Source organism: Micromonospora sp. GCM10011542, assembly GCF_042650685.1.
In the GTDB taxonomy this organism is placed as follows: Bacteria; Actinomycetota; Actinomycetes; order Mycobacteriales; family Micromonosporaceae; genus Micromonospora.
This window is the reverse complement of sequence record NZ_JBHSBO010000028.1, coordinates 1-22,175: the sequence shown is the minus strand read 5'-3', so window position 1 is coordinate 22,175 and position 22,175 is coordinate 1. Positions and strand designations below refer to the sequence as shown.

21 protein-coding genes are annotated in these 22,175 nt (G+C 71.3%); 10 read left to right on the top strand and 11 right to left on the bottom strand.

Annotated features, from left to right (window positions below; genetic code table 11):
* Positions 1-31 precede the first annotated feature (31 nt).
* Positions 32-607, bottom strand: coding sequence for a DUF4190 domain-containing protein (locus tag ACFOW4_RS09315; protein WP_377526309.1), 576 nt, complete (start codon positions 605-607; stop codon positions 32-34).
* A 31-nt stretch (positions 608-638) separates the two neighbouring features.
* Positions 639-932: a CD225/dispanin family protein gene (locus ACFOW4_RS09310; RefSeq protein ID WP_377526307.1), complete on the bottom strand. Its 294-nt coding sequence runs from the start codon at positions 930-932 to the stop codon at positions 639-641.
* Between the two features lie 178 nt (positions 933-1,110).
* Here ACFOW4_RS09310 and purN point away from each other — a divergent pair, with 178 nt between their 5' ends.
* Both purN and purH read left to right on the top strand, forming a co-directional pair.
* Positions 1,111-1,731, top strand: a complete 621-nt coding sequence (gene purN, locus ACFOW4_RS09305) for a phosphoribosylglycinamide formyltransferase (RefSeq protein ID WP_377526306.1) — start codon at positions 1,111-1,113, stop codon at positions 1,729-1,731.
* Complete coding sequence (gene purH / locus ACFOW4_RS09300) at positions 1,728-3,299, top strand: bifunctional phosphoribosylaminoimidazolecarboxamide formyltransferase/IMP cyclohydrolase (protein WP_377526303.1); 1,572 nt, start codon at positions 1,728-1,730, stop codon at positions 3,297-3,299. Before purN ends, purH begins: the two co-directional genes overlap by 4 nt.
* 109 nt (positions 3,300-3,408) lie before the next feature.
* Here the strand turns inward: purH and ACFOW4_RS09295 are convergent, their stop codons facing one another.
* The 5 genes from ACFOW4_RS09295 to ACFOW4_RS09275 form a co-directional block, all read right to left on the bottom strand.
* A complete protein-coding gene (locus tag ACFOW4_RS09295; RefSeq protein WP_377526301.1) occupies positions 3,409-4,446 on the bottom strand; it encodes an ABC transporter ATP-binding protein in 1,038 nt (345 codons plus the stop codon).
* Entirely contained in the window at positions 4,430-5,467 is a 1,038-nt protein-coding gene (locus ACFOW4_RS09290) for an ABC transporter ATP-binding protein (protein WP_377526298.1), read from the bottom strand. Before ACFOW4_RS09290 ends, ACFOW4_RS09295 begins: the two co-directional genes overlap by 17 nt.
* Before the next feature lie 7 nt (positions 5,468-5,474).
* Complete coding sequence (locus ACFOW4_RS09285; RefSeq protein WP_377526296.1) at positions 5,475-6,431, bottom strand: ABC transporter permease; 957 nt, start codon at positions 6,429-6,431, stop codon at positions 5,475-5,477.
* Positions 6,424-7,362, bottom strand: coding sequence for an ABC transporter permease (locus ACFOW4_RS09280; protein WP_377526293.1), 939 nt, complete (start codon positions 7,360-7,362; stop codon positions 6,424-6,426). The genes ACFOW4_RS09285 and ACFOW4_RS09280 overlap by 8 nt, the downstream gene beginning before the upstream one ends.
* 182 nt (positions 7,363-7,544) lie before the next feature.
* Positions 7,545-9,149, bottom strand: coding sequence for an ABC transporter substrate-binding protein (locus tag ACFOW4_RS09275; protein WP_377526292.1), 1,605 nt, complete (start codon positions 9,147-9,149; stop codon positions 7,545-7,547).
* A gap of 450 nt (positions 9,150-9,599) precedes the next feature.
* On the opposite strand from ACFOW4_RS09275, the gene ACFOW4_RS09270 reads away from it, so the two are divergent.
* Complete coding sequence (locus tag ACFOW4_RS09270; protein WP_377526290.1) at positions 9,600-10,460, top strand: bifunctional methylenetetrahydrofolate dehydrogenase/methenyltetrahydrofolate cyclohydrolase; 861 nt, start codon at positions 9,600-9,602, stop codon at positions 10,458-10,460.
* 152 nt (positions 10,461-10,612) lie between these two features.
* Positions 10,613-11,563: a malate dehydrogenase gene (gene mdh, locus ACFOW4_RS09265; protein ID WP_377526289.1), complete on the top strand. Its 951-nt coding sequence runs from the start codon at positions 10,613-10,615 to the stop codon at positions 11,561-11,563.
* A gap of 116 nt (positions 11,564-11,679) precedes the next feature.
* On the opposite strand, the gene ACFOW4_RS09260 is transcribed toward mdh, so the two are convergent.
* Positions 11,680-12,486 carry an MBL fold metallo-hydrolase gene (locus ACFOW4_RS09260; RefSeq protein ID WP_377526287.1) on the bottom strand — a complete coding sequence of 269 codons (807 nt, stop codon included), beginning with the start codon at positions 12,484-12,486 and terminating at the stop codon, positions 11,680-11,682.
* 137 nt (positions 12,487-12,623) lie between these two features.
* On the opposite strand from ACFOW4_RS09260, the gene ACFOW4_RS09255 reads away from it, so the two are divergent.
* Positions 12,624-13,841, top strand: a complete 1,218-nt coding sequence (locus tag ACFOW4_RS09255; protein WP_377526286.1) for an NADP-dependent isocitrate dehydrogenase — start codon at positions 12,624-12,626, stop codon at positions 13,839-13,841.
* A 293-nt stretch (positions 13,842-14,134) separates the two neighbouring features.
* Here ACFOW4_RS09255 and galT read toward each other — a convergent pair whose 3' ends face one another.
* The 3 genes from galT to cysC form a co-directional block, all read right to left on the bottom strand.
* A complete protein-coding gene (galT, locus tag ACFOW4_RS09250; protein ID WP_377526284.1) occupies positions 14,135-15,211 on the bottom strand; it encodes a galactose-1-phosphate uridylyltransferase in 1,077 nt (358 codons plus the stop codon).
* The gene (locus ACFOW4_RS09245; RefSeq protein WP_377526283.1) at positions 15,208-16,032 is read right to left on the bottom strand and encodes a DeoR/GlpR family DNA-binding transcription regulator; all 825 of its coding nucleotides are present in this window, start codon (positions 16,030-16,032) and stop codon (positions 15,208-15,210) included. The genes galT and ACFOW4_RS09245 overlap by 4 nt, the downstream gene beginning before the upstream one ends.
* A gap of 112 nt (positions 16,033-16,144) precedes the next feature.
* Complete coding sequence (gene cysC, locus ACFOW4_RS09240) at positions 16,145-17,671, bottom strand: adenylyl-sulfate kinase (RefSeq protein ID WP_377526281.1); 1,527 nt, start codon at positions 17,669-17,671, stop codon at positions 16,145-16,147.
* Between the two features lie 198 nt (positions 17,672-17,869).
* Here cysC and ACFOW4_RS09235 point away from each other — a divergent pair, with 198 nt between their 5' ends.
* The 5 genes from ACFOW4_RS09235 (at position 17,870) to ACFOW4_RS09215 (ending at position 22,069) form a co-directional block, all read left to right on the top strand.
* Positions 17,870-18,784, top strand: coding sequence for an ABC transporter ATP-binding protein (locus tag ACFOW4_RS09235; RefSeq protein WP_377526280.1), 915 nt, complete (start codon positions 17,870-17,872; stop codon positions 18,782-18,784).
* The gene (locus ACFOW4_RS09230) at positions 18,777-19,682 is read left to right on the top strand and encodes an ABC transporter permease (protein ID WP_377526278.1); all 906 of its coding nucleotides are present in this window, start codon (positions 18,777-18,779) and stop codon (positions 19,680-19,682) included. Before ACFOW4_RS09235 ends, ACFOW4_RS09230 begins: the two co-directional genes overlap by 8 nt.
* Positions 19,682-20,593 carry an ABC transporter ATP-binding protein gene (locus ACFOW4_RS09225; RefSeq protein ID WP_377526277.1) on the top strand — a complete coding sequence of 304 codons (912 nt, stop codon included), beginning with the start codon at positions 19,682-19,684 and terminating at the stop codon, positions 20,591-20,593. The genes ACFOW4_RS09230 and ACFOW4_RS09225 overlap by 1 nt, the downstream gene beginning before the upstream one ends.
* Position 20,594: 1 nt before the next feature.
* Positions 20,595-21,305, top strand: coding sequence for an ABC transporter permease (locus ACFOW4_RS09220; RefSeq protein WP_377526275.1), 711 nt, complete (start codon positions 20,595-20,597; stop codon positions 21,303-21,305).
* Between the two features lie 146 nt (positions 21,306-21,451).
* Complete coding sequence (locus tag ACFOW4_RS09215) at positions 21,452-22,069, top strand: hypothetical protein (protein WP_377526274.1); 618 nt, start codon at positions 21,452-21,454, stop codon at positions 22,067-22,069.
* Positions 22,070-22,175: the final 106 nt, after the last annotated feature.

The following is a 22,175-nucleotide window of genomic DNA, read 5'->3' as shown; positions in this document are numbered from 1 at the left end:
GGATCCGGAACGCCCCGTCGATCGCTTGGCGTCAGGGCTCGGTCGGCAGGCTGACGTTCGCGGCGATGTTGAGGATGATCAGCAGGATGCCCAGCACGACGGCGACTGCGCCGCAGATCAGGCCGGCCTTGGCCTGACCGGCGTTGCTGGCCTGCCCCTGGGCGGCCTTCTGCCGGCCCAGCCAACCGGTGACCACCGCGGCGATGCCGACCGGGATGCCCAGGAAGAAGCAGCAGACCAGCGGGATCGACGCGATGCCGAGGATCATCGACACCAGGCCGAGCGTGTTGTTCTGCCCCTGCTGCTGCGGGTAGCCGGCGTTCGGGTACGTCGGCGCACCGCCGTACGGCTGCTGCTGCTGGCCGTACGGATCCTGGTACGGCTGCTGCTGGCCGTACGGCTGACCCGAGGTGGGCTGCTGGCCGTACGGGTTCTGCGGGGCCGCGTACGGGTCCTGCGGCTGGCCGTACGGCTGGCCGGAGGTGGGCTGCTGGCCGTACGGGGCGGCCGGCGGCGGGGCGTACGGGTCGTGCGGCGGCTGCGGGGCGGTCGGGTCCTGATTGGGCTGCTGGCCGTACGGGTCCTGACCGGGGTTACCGGGCTGCATGCGAGAAGGCTCCTTGGACTGGTTCCGTCAGTTAGCTGCTGCTGCTGTCACTCATGATCGCGCCCAGACCGCCCAACGCGCAGCACAGCAGCACGATGACATACCACGCGATACCGATGATCAGTGCCCACTTCGACCACTTCCGCGACTCGGTGGCGGCCGCCTGGGCGCCCGCGTAGTCGCCCTGCTGCAGCAGCGGGTTGACCTTCGAGGCGTTGATGATGGCCGGAATGGCCAACGGCCAGAAGAGGAAGATGGCCACGATGGACATCGTCATGTTGTTGTTGATCTGCGGCGGCTGCTGGGGGTGGTAACCGGGCTGCATGGGGGTGCTCCTCATTCCAACGACACGACTGGCGTGCCGGTTCATTGACCGGGGTGCGGGCCGGACGGTGCCGAGCCCGAGCGACCGGCAGCGTACCGGGTCGATGCCCGTCCGGCTGTCGAGAAACGGCGCGCCGCCCAGACGATGGACGTCCTGACCTGCCCGATAGGGTGGCCCGGTGACCGAGCCCGCGTCCGTCGCCCGCATCGTCGTCCTCGTCTCCGGCTCCGGGAGCAACCTTCAGGCCCTGCTCGACGCGGCCGCCGACCCCGCGTACGGCGCCCGGGTGGTCGCGGTGGGCGCGGACCGCGACGGCATCGCGGGCCTGGACCGGGCCGCGGCGGCCGGGGTACCGACCTTCGTCGAGCGGGTCGGAGACCACGAGACCCGGGAGGAGTGGGACCGGGCGCTCACCGCGCACGTCGCGAAGCACCAGCCCGACCTGGTCATCTCCGCCGGGTTCCTGAAGCTGGTCGGCCCGCACTTCCTGGCCGCCTTCGGCGACCGCTACCTGAACACCCACAACACGCTGCTGCCGGCGTTTCCCGGCATCCACGGTCCGCGTGACGCGCTCGCCTACGGCGTGAAGCTCACCGGGGCCACCCTCTTCTTCGTCGACGCCGGCATGGACACCGGCCCGATCGTGGCCCAGGTCGCGGTGCCGGTGCTGGACGACGACGACGTCGAGACGCTCACCGAGCGCATCAAGGAAGCCGAGCGGCGCCAGCTCGTCGAGCAGGTCGGCCGCCTGGTCCGCGAAGGCTGGACCATCACCGGAAGGAAGGTCACGGTTCCGTGAGTTCCACTCAGGACGAGCGCCGCCCGATCAGGCGGGCGCTGGTCAGCGTCTACGACAAGACCGGGCTGGTCGAGCTGGCCCAGGCCCTGCACGCGGCCGGCGTGGAGATCGTGTCCACCGGCAGCACGGCGGCCACCATCGCCGGCGCGGGCGTGCCGGTGACGCCGGTGGAGACGGTGACCGGCTTCCCCGAGGTGCTCGACGGCCGCGTGAAGACGCTGCACCCGAAGGTGCACGCCGGCCTCCTCGCCGACCTGCGCAAGGACACCCACGTCGCGCAGCTCGACGAGCTGGGCGTGGCCGCGTTCGACCTGCTGGTCTCCAACCTCTACCCGTTCCAGGCCACCGTCGCCTCCGGCGCCGGCGTCGAGGAGTGCGTGGAGCAGATCGACATCGGCGGTCCGGCGATGGTCCGGGCCGCGGCCAAGAACCACGCCTCGGTCGCCGTGCTCACCGACCCGGCCGGCTACCCGGCGCTGCTGGCCGCCCTCGACGAGGGCGGGTTCACCCTCGCCCAGCGTCGCGCGCTGGCCGCCCGGGCGTTCGCCGACATCGCCGAGTACGACGTGGCCGTCGCCCGGTGGTGCGCTCAGGAGCTGGCGCCGGCCGACGACTGGTGGCCGCAGTTCGCCGGGTTGGCGCTGCGCAAGTCGACCGTGCTGCGCTACGGCGAGAACCCGCACCAGCCGGCCGCGCTCTACACCGACCCGGACGCCCCGGCCGGGCTGGCCCAGGCCGAGCAGCTGCACGGCAAGGAGATGTCCTACAACAACTACGTCGACGCGGACGCCGCCTGGCAGGCCGCCAACGACTTCGCCGACCAGCCGGCGGTGGCGATCATCAAGCACGCCAACCCATGCGGCATCGCGGTCGGCGCCGACGTGGCCGAGGCGCACCGCAAGGCGCACGCCTGCGACCCGGTGTCGGCGTACGGCGGGGTGATCGCGGTCAACCGGCCGGTCTCGGTCGAGCTGGCCCGGCAGGTGGCCGACATCTTCACCGAGGTGGTGGTCGCGCCCGGTTTCGACGAGGGCGCGGCGGAGGTGCTGCGGGGCAAGAAGAACATCCGGCTGCTGCGGGCGCCGGCCTGGACGCCGGCGTTGGTGGAGTTGCGGCCGGTGACCGGTGGCGTGCTGACCCAGGTCGCGGACCGGGTGGACGCACCCGGCGACGACCCGGCGAGCTGGCGGCTGGCGACCGGCGAGGCGGCGGACGAGGAACTGCTGCGCGATCTGGCGTTCGCCTGGCGCGCGGTCCGCTCGGTGAAGAGCAACGCGATCCTGCTGGCCCGGGACGGTGCCACCGTCGGCGTGGGCATGGGCCAGGTCAACCGGGTGGACTCGGCGCGCCTGGCGGTCGACCGGGCCGGCGCCGAGCGGGCCCGCGGGGCGGTCTGCGCCTCGGACGCGTTCTTCCCGTTCGCCGACGGCCCGAAGATCCTCATCGACGCCGGCGTCCGCGCGATCGTGCAGCCCGGCGGCTCGATCCGTGACGAGGAGGTCATCGCCGCCTGCAAGGAGGCCGGCGTGACCATGTACCTCACCGGCACCCGCCACTTCTTCCACTGATTCCGGCGCCACCCGTTGCATCGATCATGAAGTTGTTGCCCGCCGCCTCGGCGTGTCGGGACAACAACTTCATGATCGACGGCGCGGGCCCGATGGGGCCCGGGGTGGGTCAGAGGGTGGGGGCGGCGGGGCGCAGCTCGGCGAAGTGGCAGGCCGACGGGTGCGGGTCGGCGGCGCGCGGCACGGCCGGCGGGTCCTGGGTGGCGCAGATGTCCTGCGCCTTCCAGCACCGGGTCCGGAAGTGGCAGCCCGACGGCGGGTCTGCCGGGCTCGGGACGTCCCCGACCAGCCGGATCATGTTGCGCTGGTCGCGGGCCTCCGGGTCCGGCACCGGCACGGCGGAGAGCAGTGCCTGGGTGTACGGGTGGGTGGCCCGCTCGTAGATCTCGTCCTCGGTGCCGATCTCGACGATCCGGCCGAGGTACATGACCGCGACCCGGTCCGCGATGTGCCGAACCACCGACAGGTCGTGGGCGATGAAGATGTACGACAGCCCGAGCTCGTCCTGGAGCTGCTCCAGCAGGTTGATCACCTGAGCCTGGATGGAGACGTCCAGCGCGGAGACGGGCTCGTCGCAGACGATGATCTCGGGATTCAGGGCCAGCGCCCGGGCGATGCCGATGCGCTGCCGCTGACCGCCGGAGAACTGGTGCGGGTAGCGGTTGATGTGCTCGGGGTTGAGCCCCACCAGGTCCAGCAGCTCCCGCACCCGCTTCTGCTTGCTGCCCTTCGGCGCCGCGTCGGGGTGGATCTCGAACGGCTCGCCGATGATGTCGCCGACCGTCATCCGCGGGTTGAGCGAGGTGTACGGGTCCTGCATCACCATCTGCATGTTGCGTCGCAGCCGGCGCAGCTCGGAACCGGAGGACTTGAACAGGTCCTTGCCCTCCAGGGTCGCCCGCCCGGAGGTGGGCGTCTCCAGCCGCATGAGCAGCCGGGCGAGGGTCGACTTGCCGCAGCCGGACTCGCCGACGATGCCGAGGGTCTCGCCCCGGCGCAGCTCGAAGCTGACCCCGTCGACGGCCTTGACCGCGCCGACCTGCCGCTGGAACAGCACGCCCTGGCTGATCGGGAAGTGCTTGACCACGTTGTCGACGGAGAGGATGGTCTCGCCGCGGACCTTGGTGGAGCTAGCGGGCGCTGTCATCACGAACCTCCTGCGCGAAGTGGCATGCGCTGGTCCGGCCGTCGCCGAGGACCAGGTCGTGCGGCACCACGTCCACGCAGACCTGCTGCACGTACGGGCACCGGGGGTGGAACGGACAGCCGGACGGGATCCGCATCAGGTTCGGCGGCAACCCCTTGATCGTCGACAGTTGCTGGCCGCGGACGTCCATGCGCGGGATCGACTCGAGCAACCCCTTGGTGTACGGGTGCGCCGGCGCCTTGTACAGCGAGCGCACGTCGGCGTGCTCGACGATCCGGCCGGCGTACATGACCGCGATCCGGTCCGCGACGCCGGCGACCACGCCGAGGTCGTGGGTGATCAGGATCATCGCCATGTTCAGGTCCCGGCGCAGGTCGGCCAGCAGGTCCATGATCTGGGCCTGCACGGTGACGTCCAGCGCCGTGGTGGGCTCGTCGGCGATCAGCACCTTCGGGTTCAGGGCGAGCGCCATGGCGATCATGACGCGCTGCCGCATACCGCCGGAGAACTGGTGCGGGTAGTCGCCGATGCGCTTCGCGGCGCCCGGGATCTTGACCAGGTCCATCAGCTCGATGGCTCGGCGGCGGGCGTCGCCCCGCGACATCCCGGCGCGCATGCGCAGCGTCTCGCCGATCTGCCAGCCCACCGGGAAGACCGGGTTCAGCGCGGAGAGCGCGTCCTGGAAGATCATCGCGATCTCCTGGCCGCGGACCTGCCGGCGCTGCTCCTCGGAGCGGGTGAGCAGGTCCTGACCCTGGTAGAGGATCTGGCCGGAGCGGATGACCGCGGGCGGGGTGTCCAGGATGCCCATGATCGCCTGCGCGGTGACGGACTTGCCCGAGCCGGACTCGCCGAGCACGGCCAGCGTCTCGCCGGCGTCCAGGTGGTACGAGACGCCGTTGATCACCCGGGCCACGCCCTCGTGGGTGCGGAACTCGACGTGCAGGTCGCGTACCTCGAGCAGGTGACCGCCCTCGGGCGTCGGGGAGGCCGGTGTGGGTTGGACGATGGAGTGCGTCATGAGGTCCTCACCGGAGCTTCGGGTCGAAGGCGTCACGGATCGCGTCGCCGAGCATGATGAACGCCAGCACGGTGAGCGCGAGGAAGGTCGACGGGACGATCAGCGGCGTCGCCGACTCCCGCATGTGGATGCGGCCGGTGTCGATGTCCTGACCCCACGAGATCGTCGGCGCCTTGAGGCCGATGCCCAGGAAGGAGAGCGTCGCCTCGGCGGCGATGAACGAGCCGAGCGCGATGGTCAGCACCACGATGGCCGGGGCCAGCGAGTTGGGCAGGATGTGCCGCCACATGATCCGGCCGTGGTTGGCGCCGAGCATCCGGGCCGCGGCTACGTAGTCCTGCTCCTTCGCGGTGATCACGGAGGAACGCACCACGCGGGCGGCCGTGGTCCAGCCGAGGATGGCCAGCACGAAGATCACCGCGAAGATCCGGGCGGTCGGGCTGTCGCTGCTGACGCGCTTGAGCAGCACGATCGCGGCCAGCAGCAGCGGGATGCCGAGCACCACGTCGATCACGCGGGAGAGCACGGCGTCGACCCAGCGGCCGAAGTAGCCGGCCAGCATGCCCACCACCAGCGCGATGAGCCCGGTGCCCAGCGCGGAGAGCGCGCCGACCAACAGCGAGGCGCGGGTGCCGTAGACCGCTCGGGAGTACGTGTCGCAGCCCTGGAAGTCGTACCCGAAAATGGCCCCACCGGACGGCCCGGCGTGCTGCCGGGAGAGCAGGCAGTCGCGCGGGTCGTTGGCGGTGAAGACGCCGGGCAGGGCCGCCATCAGGGTGAAGACGACCACCAGCGCCAGCGAGATCCAGAAGATCGGGTTGCGGCGCAGGTCGCGCCAGGCGTCCCCGGCCAGGCTGCGCGGCTTGTGCGCCACGCCGATCTGGTTGGGTGCGCCGGGCTCGCCGGAGGGGCCCCGGCGGGCGGCCTGGTTCTCGGTCGCCGCCACCGTCTCAAAATCACTCATAACGGATCCTCGGGTCGAGTACGGCGTACAGGACGTCCACCACCAGGTTCGAGACCAGGTAGACCACGACGAGCACGCTGACGATGCCCACCACCAGCGGGCCGTCCTCGGTGCGGATGCCGCGGAAGAGGTTGAAGCCCACACCGGGGATGTTGAAGACGCCTTCGGTGATGATCGCGCCGCTCATCAGGTTGCCCAGCTCGACACCGAGGAAGGTGACCACCGGGATAAGCGAGTTACGCAGCACGTGGACGCTGACGATCCGACGCTTGACCAGGCCCTTGGAACGGGCGGTCCGGACGTAGTCCGAGCGCAGGTTCTCCGCCACCGAGGTACGGGTCAGCCGCAGCGCGGTGGCCAGCGACAGCGAGCCGAGCACGATCCCCGGCAGCAGCAGCGCGTAGAACGTCGGCTCGGAGCCGGCGGTGGGCGGGAAGAGCTGCCACTTGACGCCCAGGAAGTACTGCGCGAGCGGCGCCAGCACGATGGTCGGGATGCCCAGCACCAGCAGGGTCAGCACCAGGGTCGAGTTGTCGAAGATGCTGGCCCGCCGGATGCCGGCGATCACCCCGGCGGTGACCCCGACGAGGATCGCCACGGCGAGCGCGATGAGCGCGAGCTTCAGGGTCACCGGCCAGGCCGCCTGGAGGATGTCGCCGATCTGGCGACCGGTCAGCGACTGGCCCAGGTCGCCCTGGAGCAGGCTCTTGGCGTAGTCGAAGTAGCGGTAGAAGAAACCACCGACGCCGGTGGCGTCCAGGTGGTACTTCTCGGTCAGGTATGCCCGCTGGGCAGCCGTCACCGGTCGCTCGCCCGCGAGGGCCTGGATGGGGTCGCCCTGGCCGGCGAACATCAGCGCGTAGACGATCAGGGTGGTCCCGAAGAATGCGAGGACCATCTGCAGTAGGCGCCGCAAGATGTAGCGGAACATGCTTAGCAGTCTCTCCGGAAATATGCGAAAGGGTCGCAGGACGGCATCTCTGGTCGTACCGGAAATGTCCGTCCGGCCCGGGGGAGGCCGGCACCACTGACGCCGGGCGTGCGCCCGGCCTCAGCTAGCGCGGTCCGGGCCATCCGGGCGTCGCCGCCCGGATGGCCCGCACCATGGTCAGCTCAGCTGGCCGCTTCGATCTTGACGAGGTTGACCCGCTGGAACAGGTCCATCTCGACGTTCTTGACCTTGGACGAGTGGCCGTACACGTTCTCGCCGAAGCGGAGCGGGATCACCGGCATGTCCTTGGCCAGGATGTCCTCCGCCTGCTGGTACTTGGCGATCGCCTCGTCCTGCGTCTTGGCGGCGGAACCCTCCTTGACCAGCTTGTCGAACTGCGGGTTGCTGTAGCCGTAGTAGTTCGACGAGCCGTTGGTGCTGTACACCGGGCCGAGGTAGTCCTCCATGGACGGGTAGTCCATGACCCAGCCCAGCCGGAACATGCCGACCGGCTGCTTCTTCTCGACCTTGGTCAGCAGGTCGGCGAACTTCGGCTCGGCCGAGCCCACCACCTCGACACCCAGGTTGGCCTTCAGCTGGTTGGCGGTCGCGTCGACCCAGTCCTTGTGACCACCGTCGCCGTTGTAGGAGATGATGATCTTCGACGGGCCGCCGGCGGCCTGGTAGAGCTTCTTGGCCTCGGTCGGGTTGAACTCCCCGGCCGCGCCCGCGGTGTTCTCCCGGTAGCCCGGCAGCACCGGCGAGACGAACGAGCGGGCCGGCTGCTGCGAACCCTTGAAGATCGACTTGGTGATCTCGTCCCGGTCGATCGCCATCGAGATGGCCTTGCGCACGTCCGGGTTGCTGAACTCCTTCTGGAAGGTCGGGAAGGCCAGGAACTGGAACGACGACATCGGGCTGGTCTGGTACCGGTCACCGAGGTCGGTCGGCGCGGTGCTCAGGTTCTCGGTGGGGAGGGTCGGCAGCACGTCCAGGTTGTCCGCCAGCACGTCCGCGTAGGCCGCGGTGAGCTGCTGGTAGACCCGGAACTCGACGCCCTTCACCTTGGGCTTGTCGCCCGGGTACGCGTCGTACCGCTCGACCTCGATCTTGGCGTCGTGCTGCCAGTTGCCCTTCATCTTGAAGGGGCCCTGACCGATCGGCGCCTGCTCGTACGAGTCCTTCAGCACGCCCGGGGCGGAGAAGGCGGCGTCCGGCAGCGGGTAGAACGCGTTGTAGCCGAGCATCGTCTTGAAGTCGATGTACGGCTCGGACAGCGTCACGGTGAAGGTGGAGTCGTCGACCTTCTTCAGCCCGGACATCGTCTTGGCCTTCGGCTTCTCGCCCTGCAGGTCCTGGTAGCCGGCGATCTTCTCGAAGAAGAAGCTGCCGCCCTGGCCGTTGGGGGCGTACGCGCCGTAGTTCCACGCGTTGATGTAGTCCTCGGACGTGACCTTCTCACCGTTGTGGAAGGTGAAGCCGTCCTTCAGCTTGATCGTCCAGACCTTGTTGTCCGACGACGTCACCGACTGGGCTGCCACCTCGTACGGCTTGTTCTGCGCGTCGTAGTCGACGAGCGGGCTGAACAGGCCGGCGAGCACCTGCGCACCCGACGTCTCGGTGGTGTTGGTCGGAACCAGGTGCTGCGGCTCCGCGATCTGGATGCTGACCGCCGCGTTGGGGTCGCTGCTGCCGGAGCCGCTACCGCCGCCGCTGCCGCAGGCCGCGAGGCCCAGGGTCACCGCGAGCGGGAGGGCGGTCCAGGCGGCGAGCCTACGAACTCGCATTGAGCCTCCTCATCTCCTCACGCTGCGCAGTCAGGCCCGACGTTGGGTGACGCTGCGCAACGATCGGTAACGGTAGGTCGGTCGAGCGTCCTTCGGCAACGAGCCGGTTGCGGGTGCGTAACGGTCCGGGGAGCCCACCCTTGCCCGGCCTCCCGCGCTCTGCTAGGGCGAGCCGGTTCAAACCTGTTTGACGTGGGGTTTTGTCCCGGATGTTTGGGCGGTGCCGGCGCCGTTTGATCCCACCTGGCGCCTCCCGTGCCGGCCTGCCGCCTTCGTGCCCGATGTCGACCCGCTGCCCGGCTGGCCGGTGACCGATTCCACAGATTGTCACGGAGAGTGACTAACGACACGTCACACATCGTTACCGGCGGAGGTATGAGCCGGGTGCCGCCGCGAGGTCGGAGTGAGGTCGTCCGAACGGCGGGCGGCGGCCGTGAGACGATCTGAGGTGTGACGGCGACGCTTCTGGACGGCAAGGCAACCGCGGCGGAGATCAAGGACGAGCTGCGGATCCGGGTCAAGGCACTGGCGGAACGCGGCATCACCCCCGGGCTGGGCACGGTCCTGGTCGGGGCGGACCCGGGTTCGCAGGCGTACGTCAACGGCAAGCACCGGGACTGCGCCGAGGTGGGCATCGCCTCGATCCGCCGGGAGCTGCCGGCCGACGCCACCCAGCAGCAGGTCGACGACGTGCTGGCCGAGCTGAACGCCGACCCGGCGTGCCACGGCTACATCGTCCAGCTGCCGCTGCCGGCCCACCTGGACACCCAGCGGGTGCTGGAGCTGATCGACCCGGACAAGGACGCCGACGGCCTGCACCCGGTCAACCTGGGTCGCCTCGTCCTCGGCTACGAGGGTCCGCTGCCCTGCACCCCGCGCGGCATCGTGGAGCTGCTGCGCCGCCACGACGTGGCGCTGCGGGGAGCCACCGTCGCCGTCGTCGGCCGGGGCAACACCGTCGGTCGTCCCCTCGGCCTGCTGCTCACCCGGCGCAGCGAGAACGCCACCGTGACCCTCTGCCACACCGGCACGCTCGACCTGGCGTCGCACACCCGCGCCGCGGACATCGTGATCGTCGCGGCCGGCGTGCCCGGCCTGCTCACCGCCGACATGATCAGGCCCGGTGCGGTCGTCGTCGACGTGGGCATCACCCGGGTGATCGGCCCGGACGGCAAGGGCCGCTACACCGGCGACGTCGACCCCGGCGTGATCGAGACGGCCGGTGGGCTGGTCCCGATGCCCGGCGGCGTGGGCCCGATGACGCGGGCGATGCTGCTCACCAACGTGGTCGAGCGCGCCGAGCGCGGCTGAGGTGTAAGCAAGGGCACCTTGTTAACGCCTGGTGCATGTGAAGGGGCCCTTCCTGACGCGACGAGGCCGTAACCGTCCGCCCCTGGCCTGATCGGTGCCAGGATGACTGATACGGTCCGGAAAACCGACTGGTATCAGGGAGTGGGACGACCATGGGTAAGAAGGTCACTGTCGTCGGGGCCGGCTTCTACGGCTCCACCACCGCACAGCGCCTGGCCGAGTACGACGTCTTCGACACCGTCGTGATCACCGACATCGTGGAGGGCAAGCCCGCTGGTCTCGCCCTGGACCTCAACCAGTCGCGGCCCATCGAGGGCTTCGAGACCAAGGTCGTCGGTGTGACCACCGGCCCGAACGGCGAGGGCTACGAGGCCATCGAGGGCTCGGACGTCGTGGTGATCACCGCAGGCCTGCCGCGCAAGCCGGGCATGAGCCGGATGGACCTGCTGGAGACCAACGCCAAGATCGTGCGGCAGGTCGCCGAGAACGTCGCCAAGTACGCCCCCAACGCCGTCGTCATCGTGGTCTCCAACCCGCTGGACGAGATGACCGCGCTGGCCCAGATCGCCACCCAGTTCCCCAAGAACCGGGTACTCGGCCAGGCCGGCATGCTGGACACCGCCCGGTTCACCAACTTCGTCGCCGAGGCGCTGCAGGTGCCGGTCGCGTCGGTGAAGACGCTGACCCTGGGCTCGCACGGCGACACCATGGTGCCGGTGCCGTCGAAGAGCACGGTCAACGGCAAGCCGCTGCGCGAGGCGATGCCGGCTGAGCAGATCGAGGAGCTGGTCGTCAAGACCCGCAACGGTGGCGCCGAGGTGGTCGCCCTGCTCAAGACCGGTTCGGCGTACTACGCCCCGTCCGCCGCCGCCGCCCGGATGGCCAAGGCCGTCGCCGAGGACTCCGGCGATGTCATGCCCGTCTGCGCCTGGGTCGACGGCGAGTACGGCATCGCGGGCGTCTACCTGGGCGTCGAGGCCCAGATCGGCGCCGAGGGCGTGAAGCGGGTCGTCGAGACCGACCTCGACGCCGATGAGCTGGCCAGCCTCAAGGAGGCCGCCGAGGCCGTCCGCGCCAAGCAGGCCGACATCGCCAGCATGTGAGCTGAGAACCACCGCCGGAGGGGCGGGCCGGCAACCGCCGGCCCGCCCCTCCGCTGTCCCACCCACCCCCACCCCGGCACCCCGGCATCCGGTGATCACGGGCGTGGGATGGGGGTTCAGAGGGGGGTGAAGGGGGTGCCCAGGTGGGGAGTGGCCAGCAGGGTGGGGCCGGTGGCCGCCAGGGTGCGGAGCAGGGCCGTCCGGGACTTGCGGGCCGTTTCCGGGTCCTCCTCGTGGGCGTACGCCAGCTCGGGGTCGACCAGTTGGACGGCGTGCACCAGCAGGTCGCCGGTGAGCAGCAGGCGCTCGTCGGCCGCCTCCAGCAGCACCGACTGGTGGCCGGCGGTGTGCCCGGGGGTGGGCAGCAGTCGTACCCCGGGGTAGAGGGTCGTCTCGCCGTCGACCACCCGGAGCTGGCCGGCGGCGCGCAACGGCGCGACCAGGCCCGCCGGCAGCCCCGGGTTGATCGTCTCCATCGCGTCCAGCTCGGCCCGCTGCACGAGGTAGCTCGCGTTGGGGAAGTAGGGCCGGCCCGGGGTGCCGGTGACCGCCCAGCCGATGTGGTCGCTGTGCAGGTGGGTGAGCACGACGGTGTGCACGTCGGCCGGGTCGATGCCGGCGGCGGCCAGCTCGGTCGGCAGCCGGCCGGGCACCGGCGCCCAGCTCGCGGCCGGGGAGTCGGCCGGGCCGATGCTGGCGTCGACCAGGGTGACCGGCCCGTCACCGGACCGCAGGGCGAAGCTGCGAAACGGCAGCCACCACCGCCCGTCGGCGGTGACGCTCGCCGGGTCCCGCCGGTCGGCTTCCCGCCAGTGCGCGGCGCTGGCCTCCGGGAACGCCTCCGCCCTGGGCTGGAAGAAGGGCCCCTCGCCGTCGGTCAGAGCGGTCACCGTGATAGACCCGAAGGTGCGGCTCAGTGGCATCGGGCGATGATGCCAGGGAACTGCTGTGCCGTGCAGCCCTGTTCCGCCGGTCGACCGAGGCCGGCTGAGGGCTGCCGGCCAGTTTCCAGTACGCTCGTACTGCTTGAGCACGTGTCCCCCGAGAGGAGCGCCGGCCGATGGCGAAGATCAAGGTAAACAACCCGGTCGTGGAGCTCGACGGCGACGAGATGACCCGGATCATCTGGAAGCAGATCCGGGAGCAGCTGATCCTGCCCTACCTCGACGTCGACCTGCACTACTACGACCTGTCGATCCAGCACCGCGACGAGACCGACGACCAGGTCACCGTCGACGCCGCCAACGCCATCAAGGAGCACGGCGTCGGCGTCAAGTGCGCGACCATCACCCCGGACGAGGCCCGGGTCGAGGAGTTCGGCCTGAAGAAGATGTGGCGGTCGCCGAACGGCACCATCCGCAACATCCTCGGCGGCGTCGTCTTCCGCGAGCCGATCATCATGTCCAACGTGCCGCGGCTGGTCCCCGGCTGGACCAAGCCGATCATCATCGGCCGGCACGCCCACGGTGACCAGTACAAGGCCACCGACTTCGTCGTCCCCGGCCCGGGCACGGTGACCATCACCTACACCCCGGCCGACGGCGGTGCCCCGATGGAGATGGAGGTCGCCAACTTCCCCGGCGGCGGCATCGCCATGGGCATGTACAACTACGACGAGTCGATCCGGGACTTCGCCCGGGCCTCGTTCCGGTACGGGCTGGACCGCAACTACCCGGTCTACCTGTCCACCAAGAACACCATCCTCAAGGCGTACGACGGCCGGTTCAAGGACATCTTCGCCGAGGTGTTCGAGAACGAGTTCAAGGCCGAGTTCGACGCCGCCGGCATCACCTACGAGCACCGGCTGATCGACGACATGGTCGCCGCCGCGCTCAAGTGGGAGGGCGGCTACGTCTGGGCCTGCAAGAACTACGACGGTGACGTGCAGTCCGACACCGTCGCGCAGGGCTTCGGCTCGCTCGGCCTGATGACCTCGGTGCTGCTCTCCCCGGACGGCCGCACCGTCGAGGCGGAGGCCGCGCACGGCACTGTCACCCGGCACTACCGGCAGTGGCAGAAGGGTGAGAAGACCTCGACCAACCCGATCGCGTCGATCTACGCCTGGACCCGGGGCCTGGCCCACCGGGGCAAGCTGGACGGCACCCCGGCGGTCACCGAGTTCGCCAACACCCTGGAGCAGGTCATCGTCGACACCGTCGAGGGCGGCCAGATGACCAAGGACCTCTCGCTGCTCATCTCGCGGGACGCCCCGTGGCTGACCACCGACGAGTTCATGAACGCGCTCGACGAGAACCTGGCGCGCAGGCTCGCCGCCTGATCCCGACCGCGTAACACTGGAGCCCGCCGGCGATCCCGGCGGGCTCCGGCGTGTCCGGCGTCGACACGCCGCCGGCGTCACCCGGCCCGGCGCGCCTCGTTGACCAGGGTGGACGAGATGCCAGTCGCGTCCACCGAGGTGACCGTGGTCGCCTCGCGGCGTGCGTGCCGCTCAGCCAGCCTTCCCGGCTGTGTCGTGCACCGCCAGCCGTCCCTTCCCTGCGGGGGGCCCTGTCCCGGGCCCCCCGCGCCCTGTTCCGGGCTCGACGTCGGCCCGGGAGACGGCAGGCCCGCTCAGGCGGCGCGCAGCAGTTCGGCGGCCCGCTCCGGGGAGATGTCGTTGATGAAGACGCCCATCCCGGATTCCGAGCCGGCCAGGTACTTCAGCTTGTCCTTGGCCCGCCGGATGCTGAACACCTGCAGGTGCAGGTGGCCCAGCTCGCGGTCGATCCGCACCGGCGCCTGGTGCCAGGCGGCGATGTAGGGCATGGGCATGTCGAACAGCCCGTCGAAGCGACGCAGGACGTCCAGGTAGAGCGGCCCGAAGGCGTCCCGCTCGGCGTCAGTGAGCGCCGGGATGTCGGGAACCACCCGGTGCGGCGCCACGTGCACCTCGAACGGCCAGCGGGCCGCCGCCGGCACGAATGCCGTCCAGTGCTCGTTCGCGGTCACCACCCGGTCGCCGGTGGCGCGCTCGGCGGCCAGCACGTCCGCGTACAGGTTGCCCCCGCCGGTCCGCTCGGCGTGCCGGCGGGCCGCGGCGAGCAGGGCCCGGGTCCGCGGCGTCACGAAGGGGTACGCGTAGATCTGGCCGTGCGGGTGGTGCAGCGTGACGCCGATCTCCACGCCCCGGTTCTCGAAGCAGAACACCTGCTCCACGCCGGGCAGCTCACCGAGCACCTCGGTCCGGTCGGCGAGCGCGTCCAGCACCGTGCGGACCCGGCGCGGGGGAAGGCTCGCGAAGGAGGCGTTGTGGTCGGAGGTGAAGCAGACCACTTCACAGCGGCCGAGACCGGGCCGGACCGGGGTGAACGGGGTGATCTCCCCGGGCTCGTCGGCCACCCGCCCGCTGAGCGACGGGAACCGGTTCTCGAACACCACCACGTCGTAGTCGGGAGCGGGGATCTCGGTCAGCCGGTCGCCCTCCGACGGGTCGAGCGGGCACTCGTTCGCCGGCGGCAGGAAGGTGCGGGTCTGCCGGTGCACGGCGACCGCCACCCACTCGTCGGTCAGCGGGTCGTAGCGCAGCTGGGACGCCGGTGGCGGCGGCGGCAGGTCCCGCCGGTCCGGCTGGTCGCGGACGGCGTCGTCCCGCTCGTCGAAGTAGATCAGCTCCCGGCCGTCGGCCAGTTCGATCGCGGTGCGCTTCACTGCGCCGTCCCCTCACTCGTCGGCGTGCCCGTCGTGCGGCCCGCCCCCGTCGCCTTCACCATGATCAATTCGCCCACGTGTTCGCCGAGTACCCGGCGCGCGGCAGGTGGCAACCGGTCGTCGGTGACCAGTACGTGCGCCGCGGCCAGCTCGACGATCGAGGAGATGCCCACCGTGTCCCACTTGCTGTGGTCGGCCAGCACCACCAGCCGGTCCGCCGCCGCCACCAGCGCCCGGTCGGTCTCCGCCTCCATCAGGTTGGGGGTGGTGAAACCGGCCCGTTCGCTGATCCCGTGGACGCCGAGGAAGAGCAGGTCCAGGTGCAGCGCGCGGACGGCGCCGACGGCCAGCGGGCCGACCAGCGCGTCCGACGGCGTCCGGACCCCGCCGGTGAGCACCACCGTCTGGTCCGGCCGGCCCCCGGCGTGCAGGATCTCGGCCACCGGCAGCGAGTTGGTCACCACGGTCAGACCGGGTACGTCCACCAGCCGACGGGCCAGCTCGGCGGTGGTGGTGCCGGCGGAGAGCGCGACCGCCGCGCCCGGCCGGACCAGCTGCGCCGCCCGGTCCGCGATGGCGGCCTTCTCGGCCAGTTGGCGCACCGACTTGGCGCGGAAGCCGGGTTCGTCGGTGGAGCCCGTCCCGGCCGGCGTCGCGCCCCCGTGCACCTTGGCCAGCAGGCCGCGCTCGTTCAGGGCGTCGAGGTCGCGCCGGATGGTCATGTCGGAGACGCCGAACTCTGCGGCCAGCTCGGTGACCCGGACCCCGCCGTGCACCCGGACGCGTTCCAGGATGGCCGCCTGCCGCTGCTGGGCCAGCATCGCCGTACCTCCCCGGGCGTCCACGAACTCTCACGCGGTCAAACGTGTTCCAACAAAGATGAACACTAGCGCGTAGCCGGCAGCGGCGGAAGGAACGGGGTACGGCGACGACTCAGGACTGGAGCTTCGGCTCCACCCAGCCGGTCTCGGTCAGGTGGTGCAGGACGGACTGCACCGCCTCCTCCACCGTCAGGTCGCTGGTGTCCACCACCAGATCGGCGTCGGTCGGCTCCTCGTACGGGTCGTCGATGCCGGTCATGCCGGTCAGCAGCCCGGCCCGGGCCCGCGCGTACAGGCCCTTGCGGTCCCGCCGCTCACAGACCTCCAGCGGGGTGGCCACGTGCACCAGCAGGAAGCCCGCCCCGGCCGCGAGGGCCATCTCCCGGGCGGTCGCGCGGGCCGTCGCGTACGGAGCGATCGGGCAGCAGATCCCCACCCCGTGGTGCCGGGCGATCTCGGCGGCCACCCAGCCGATCCGCCGGACGTTGAGGTCACGGTCGGCCTTGCTGAAGCCCAGCCCGGCGGAGAGTTCCCGACGCACCACGTCTCCGTCGAGCAGGGTGATCGTCCGGTCGCCCTGCTCCCGTAGCGCGTCCGCCAGCCCCCGGGCGATGGTCGACTTGCCGGAACCGGAGAGGCCGGTCAGGAAGACCACCAGGCCACGGTGCCGGCGCGGCGGCCGGACCCGGGCCAGCTCCCGGGCCACCGCCGGCGGGGTGTGCCACTCCGGCAGCGGGAAGCCCCGGTCCAGCAGGTCGTCGATCTCGGCCTGGCTCAGCGCCAGGCGGCGGTTACGCGGCGGGATGTCCTCCCGCCAGCGCCACTGCCCGTCGCGGTTGTCGTACGCCAGCTCGCGCGGCACCAGCACCCGCAGCCCCGCGCCGGAGAGCATCTCCCCGGTGGAGAGCAGGTGGGTGACCCCGTACGCCGCGGAGACCCGCGCCCGCAGGAGGGCGTCGTTGATCTCGTCCCGCCGGTGCGACAGCGGCACCGCGACCAGGGTGGCCGGCGGCATCCGGTCCCGGGCGGCGAAGATGCTGCGCACCAGCGCCTCCGGCGGCAGCCCGCCGACGCCGCCCTCGCCCACCGGGATCATGACCAGCAGGTGCGCCGCCAGGGTGCGGGCGGCGTGGGCGATCTGAGCGAGCTGCGGCCGGTGCAGCGGCCGGTCGGCGATCACCCCGAGCACCCGGCCGGGCGGCAGCAGCGCGCGCACCTCCTCCGGGCTGCGACGCAGCCGTTGGAACGGCCCGTGCCCGCCGTCGCCGAGCCGCCGGACCCGGCCGCCCACCCCGGCCACCCCGTCCCGGACCGGCCACGTGTCGGCCACGTCCAGGGCTGCCGCCGGAGCGCCCTCGCCGTCGGTGAGCACCAGGGCGCGCCGCGCCGGGTCGCGCGGGTCGAAGCCCTGGGCCAGCGCGGCCGGCAGCTGAAGGGTCACCGGGACCTGCCACGAGGTGCCGTCGGCCAGTTGGCCGCGCCGGCTCACCGAGACCAGGTCGGCGCGTGTCATGAAGCCGGTCAGCGGGGCGTACGCGCCGGTCAGCAACAGCTCCAGATCGGCGAGCTCGCCTGGACGCGGCGTATACGCCGGTGCGTCCCGGAGCGCCTCGTCGGGCAGCACCCAGCCGTTGCTCATCCACACCCCCCACTCGCTGATCGGCACACAGTTTCGCAGTCGACCGCCAATCGGTCGAGGGCGCCACTCCACGACCGACGGCCCCGGTTCAGCGGACCGACCCGGAGCGGACCCTAGGGGGTCGGCGCGGCAAGGATCAGGGGAGCGCCGGGGGCGCGCCGGTGTCCACACGGGGCGCCGACTCCCTACGCTGAGCGCGTGACACTGATCGCGACCCAGTCGCTCACCAAGACGTACGGAGGTCGGGTCACCGCGCTGGCTGACCTGACCGTCGCCGTCGAGCCCGGGATCATCGGCCTGGTGGGCGCGAACGGCGCCGGCAAGTCCACGCTGATCAAGATCCTGCTCGGCCTGCTCACGCCGACCAGCGGGCAGGTCTCCGTGCTCGGCCTCGACCCGACCACCGACCCGGCCGCGGTCCGCGCCCGCGTCGGCTACATGCCCGAACACGACTGCCTCCCGCCGGACCTGTCCGCCGCCGAGCTGGTCACCCACCTCGGCCGGATCAGCGGCCTGCCCCGCACGGCGGCCCGGGAGCGGGCCTCCGAGGCGCTGCGGCACGTCGGCCTCTACGAGGAGCGCTACCGCCCGGTCGGCGGCTACTCCACCGGCATGAAGCAGCGGGTCAAGCTGGCCCAGGCCCTGGTGCACGACCCCGACCTGCTCCTGCTGGACGAACCAACAAACGGCCTCGACCCGGCGGGCCGGGACGCAATGCTCGCGCTGGTGCACCGGATCGGCACCGAGTTCGGCATCTCCGTGCTGGTCTGCTCGCACCTGCTCGGCGAGGTGGAGCGGATCTGCGACACGCTGGTCGCCATCGACGGCGGTCGGCTGCTGCGCGCCGACCGCATCGACGCCATGACCTCGGCCACCGACGTGCTCGCCGTCGAGGTCAGCGAGGGCACCGAGGAACTGGCCGCCCGGCTGGCCGCGCTCAACCTGCCGGTGGCCCGGGACGGCCGGTTGCTGCTGGTCCCGCTCGCCGACGACGGCACCTACGACCTGATCCTCGGCGCCGTCGCCGAGCTGGATCTGCCGCTGCACCGGCTCGACCAGCGCCGGCACCGGGTGGCCGAACTCTTCGCCACGAGGGAGCTCTCCCATGCCTGAGTCGTCCGCCACCGCGGCGCGCCCCGCCCCGGCCGGTGTCATCCACGACATCGGCTACCAGCGCTACACCGGCCCCCGGCTGGGCCGCCGGCACGTCTTCGGGGCGCTGTACCTGCACGCGCTGCGCACCGTGTTCGGCTTCGGCCGCAGCGCCAAGGCGAAGATCTTCCCCTGGCTGGTGGTCGGCATCGTCACCCTTGTCGCCGTCGCCCTCGCGGCGATACGCAGCCAGATCGGCGAGCCGGTCGCCACGTACGCCCAGTTCGCCGACTCGATGAGCTGGCTGGTCATCTTCTTCGTGGCGGTGGCCGCACCCGAGCTGGTCTCGCGCGACCTGCGCAGCGGGGTGCTGCCGCTGTACTTCTCCCGGCCGCTGCCGCGCGCTGACTACGCGCTGGCCAAGCTGCTGGCGCTGGTCACCGCGCTCTGGCTGCTGCTCGGCGGACCGCAGTTGCTGATGTTCCTGGGTGCCGCCTTCACCACCAAGCAGGGCATGCGCGGGGTGTGGAACGAGCTGCTCGACCTGCTGCCCGGGCTGCTCTACGCGGGGCTCTGGGCGGTGGTCTTCGCCTCCATCGGGTTGCTGGTCGCCTCGCTGACCGGCAAGCGCGCCTTCGCCGCCGGTGGGGTGGTGGCGGTCTTCCTGATGACCACCCCGATCGTCGGGGTGCTGAGCATCCTGCCGTCGCAGACCGCGAACGAGCTGGCCGGGCTGGCCTCGCCGTCCACGCTGGTGCAGGGGGTCGGCATCTGGACGCTCGGCGACCTGCTGGTCGAGGGCGATCCGGGCGAGATGATGATCGGCGGCTTCGGCCCGGTCTACGCCCTGGCCGCGGTGCTGTTGGTCGCCGGCGCGACCACCCTCCTGCTGGCCCGCTACCGGAAGGTCGCCTCCTGATGAGCACGCTGAACCTGACCGGAGTGTCCCGGTGGTACGGCAACGTGGTCGCTGTCAACGACATCAGCATGGCCCTGGGGCCGGGCGTGACGGGGCTGCTCGGCCCGAACGGCGCCGGCAAGACCACGCTGCTGCACATGATGGCCGGGTTCCTCGCCCCGTCGCGCGGCACGGTGATCCTCGACGACGCGCCGACCTGGCGCAACCCGGACGTCTACCGGCGACTGGGACTGGTCAGCGAACGCGAGGCGGTGCAGGGCTTCCTCACCGCGTACGAGTTCGTGCTGGCCAGTGCCAAGCTGCACCGGCTGGCCGACCCGGCGGCGGCGACCCGGCGGGCCATCGACCTGGTGGAGCTGGCCGACGCGCAGGACCGCCGCATCGGCACGTACTCCAAGGGCATGCGACAGCGCGCCCGGGTGGCCGCCGCACTGGTGCACGACCCGCAGGTGCTGCTGCTCGACGAGCCGTTCAACGGAATGGACCCGCGCCAGCGGCTGCACATGATGCAGCTGCTGCACTCCCTCGGCGACGACGGCCGCACCATCCTGTTCAGCTCGCACATCCTGGAGGAGGTCGAGCAGGTCTCCGGCACGGTGCAGGTGATGGTGGCCGGCCGGCTGGCCGCCTCCGGCGACTTCCGGACCATTCGCCGGCTGATGACCAACCGCCCGCACGTCTTCGCGGTGCGTTCCACCGACGACCGTGGGCTGGCGGTGGCGCTGATCGCCGAGCCGTCGGTGAGCGGTGTCGAGCTGGACCGCACCGGGCTGACCGTGCGCGCCGGCGACTACGGCGCCTTCACCCGGGCGCTGCCCCGCATCGCGCTGTCCCGGGGTATCCGGGTGCGGCAGCTGGTGCCGTCCGACGAGTCCCTGGAGAGCGTCTTCTCCTACCTGGTGGAGGCCTGACATGTCGACCATTACCTGGATCACCGCGCGTGGGCTGTTCGGCCGGCGCCGGTTCCTGCTGCTGCTGCCGCTGCCGATGGTGCTGCTCGGGCTGGCCGTGCTCTGCCGCTCGCTCGGGGTCGACCCGGGTCAGTGGGGCCCGCCGGTGCTGGTCGGCCTCGGGCTGGCCGTGGTGCTGCCGGTGGTCGCGCTGATCGTCGGCACCGGGGTGCTCGGCGCCGAGATCGACGACGGCACGGTGGTGCACATCCTGACCAAGCCGCTGCCGCGCTGGCAGATCGTCCTGCCGAAACTCGCCGTGGCCGCCGGGGTCAGCGCGGGCACCGTCGCGGTGCCGATCTACGTCGCGGGCGTACTGGCCGATTCGGTACGCCTCGGCCTGGCGCTGGCCGCCGCCGCGGCACTCGGCGCGCTGGCGTACTCGGCGCTGTTCCTGGCGCTCAGCCTGCTCACCCGGCGGCCGGTGCTGCTCGGCCTGGTCTACGTGCTGATCTGGGAGGGGCTGCTGGGCAACTTCGTCAGCGGCACCAAGGTGCTCTCCATCCAGCAGTACGTGATCGCCCTCGCCGATCGGATCGCCCCCACCGGGCTGCTCGAGACCACCGTCTCGGTGCCCGTGGCGGCGGTGATGACCGCGCTGGTCAGCGTCGGTTTCACCGTGCTGGCCGTCGACCGCCTGCGCTCGTTCAGCGTGGCCGGCGAGACGAGCTGACACCGTGCGCGCGGTGCCGAACCGGGCCGGAGCGTGGCCGGTCGTTCCGGCCAGCCGCCGGTCGGCGGTAGGGCTGGCCGGATGGACCGGACGGGGCGGCGTTGGCCAGGCTGGTGGGTGTGAGCGTCGAAGCGGAGCAGGCATCCTTGGCTGAGCGGTACTCGCGCAGCAGCCGGCCCTGGCTGACCAGCCTGGCCGTGGCCGGGCTGGCCTGTGCCACGGTCGCCACCGCCGCCCAGGGCAGCGGTCGGTTCCACTGGTGGGCCGGTTTCATCCTGATCCCGGGCGCGCTGATCGCGGCCAGCGGCGGGCCGCTGCTGGCCCGCGGCGGCGGCCGGGCGTTCGTCGGCTACGTGATCGCCTGCGTCGGCACGCTGGTCTTCGCCGTGGGCGCGCTGCTGATGTTCGGCGTGATGGGTCGCGGCTGGCCGGCGCTGGTCGTGCTGCCGTGCCTGGCGGTGGCCGGCACCTACCAGTGGCGGGCGGCCCACCCGCTCGCCCGGGGCCTGCACCGGGCGGTGGCCCTGCTGGCGCTGACCGGCGCGCTGGTCGGGTTGACCCTGCAACTGGTCCGGGTGGACCTGGTCGAGCCGCCCGCCGGCTGGTGGGGTGCGTTCCTGATGCTGGCCGGCGCGATCGTGCTGGGCAACGCGGTCGAGCTGACCCGGCACCGGATGCCGTACCGACTCCAGGCGATCACACTGCTGGTCGGTCCCGCCGTGGTCGCCATCCTGCTCGGCCTGCGCTTCCTGCGCGGCTGGTGACCGCCCTTCCGCGCGGAAGCAGGGGCCCCCTGTTAACGCGAACTGGGCGGATTCGAGGGGTCGTTGCAACGCGGTGGCTTAGCTGGTGACGGTTAGGAGCTTAGCG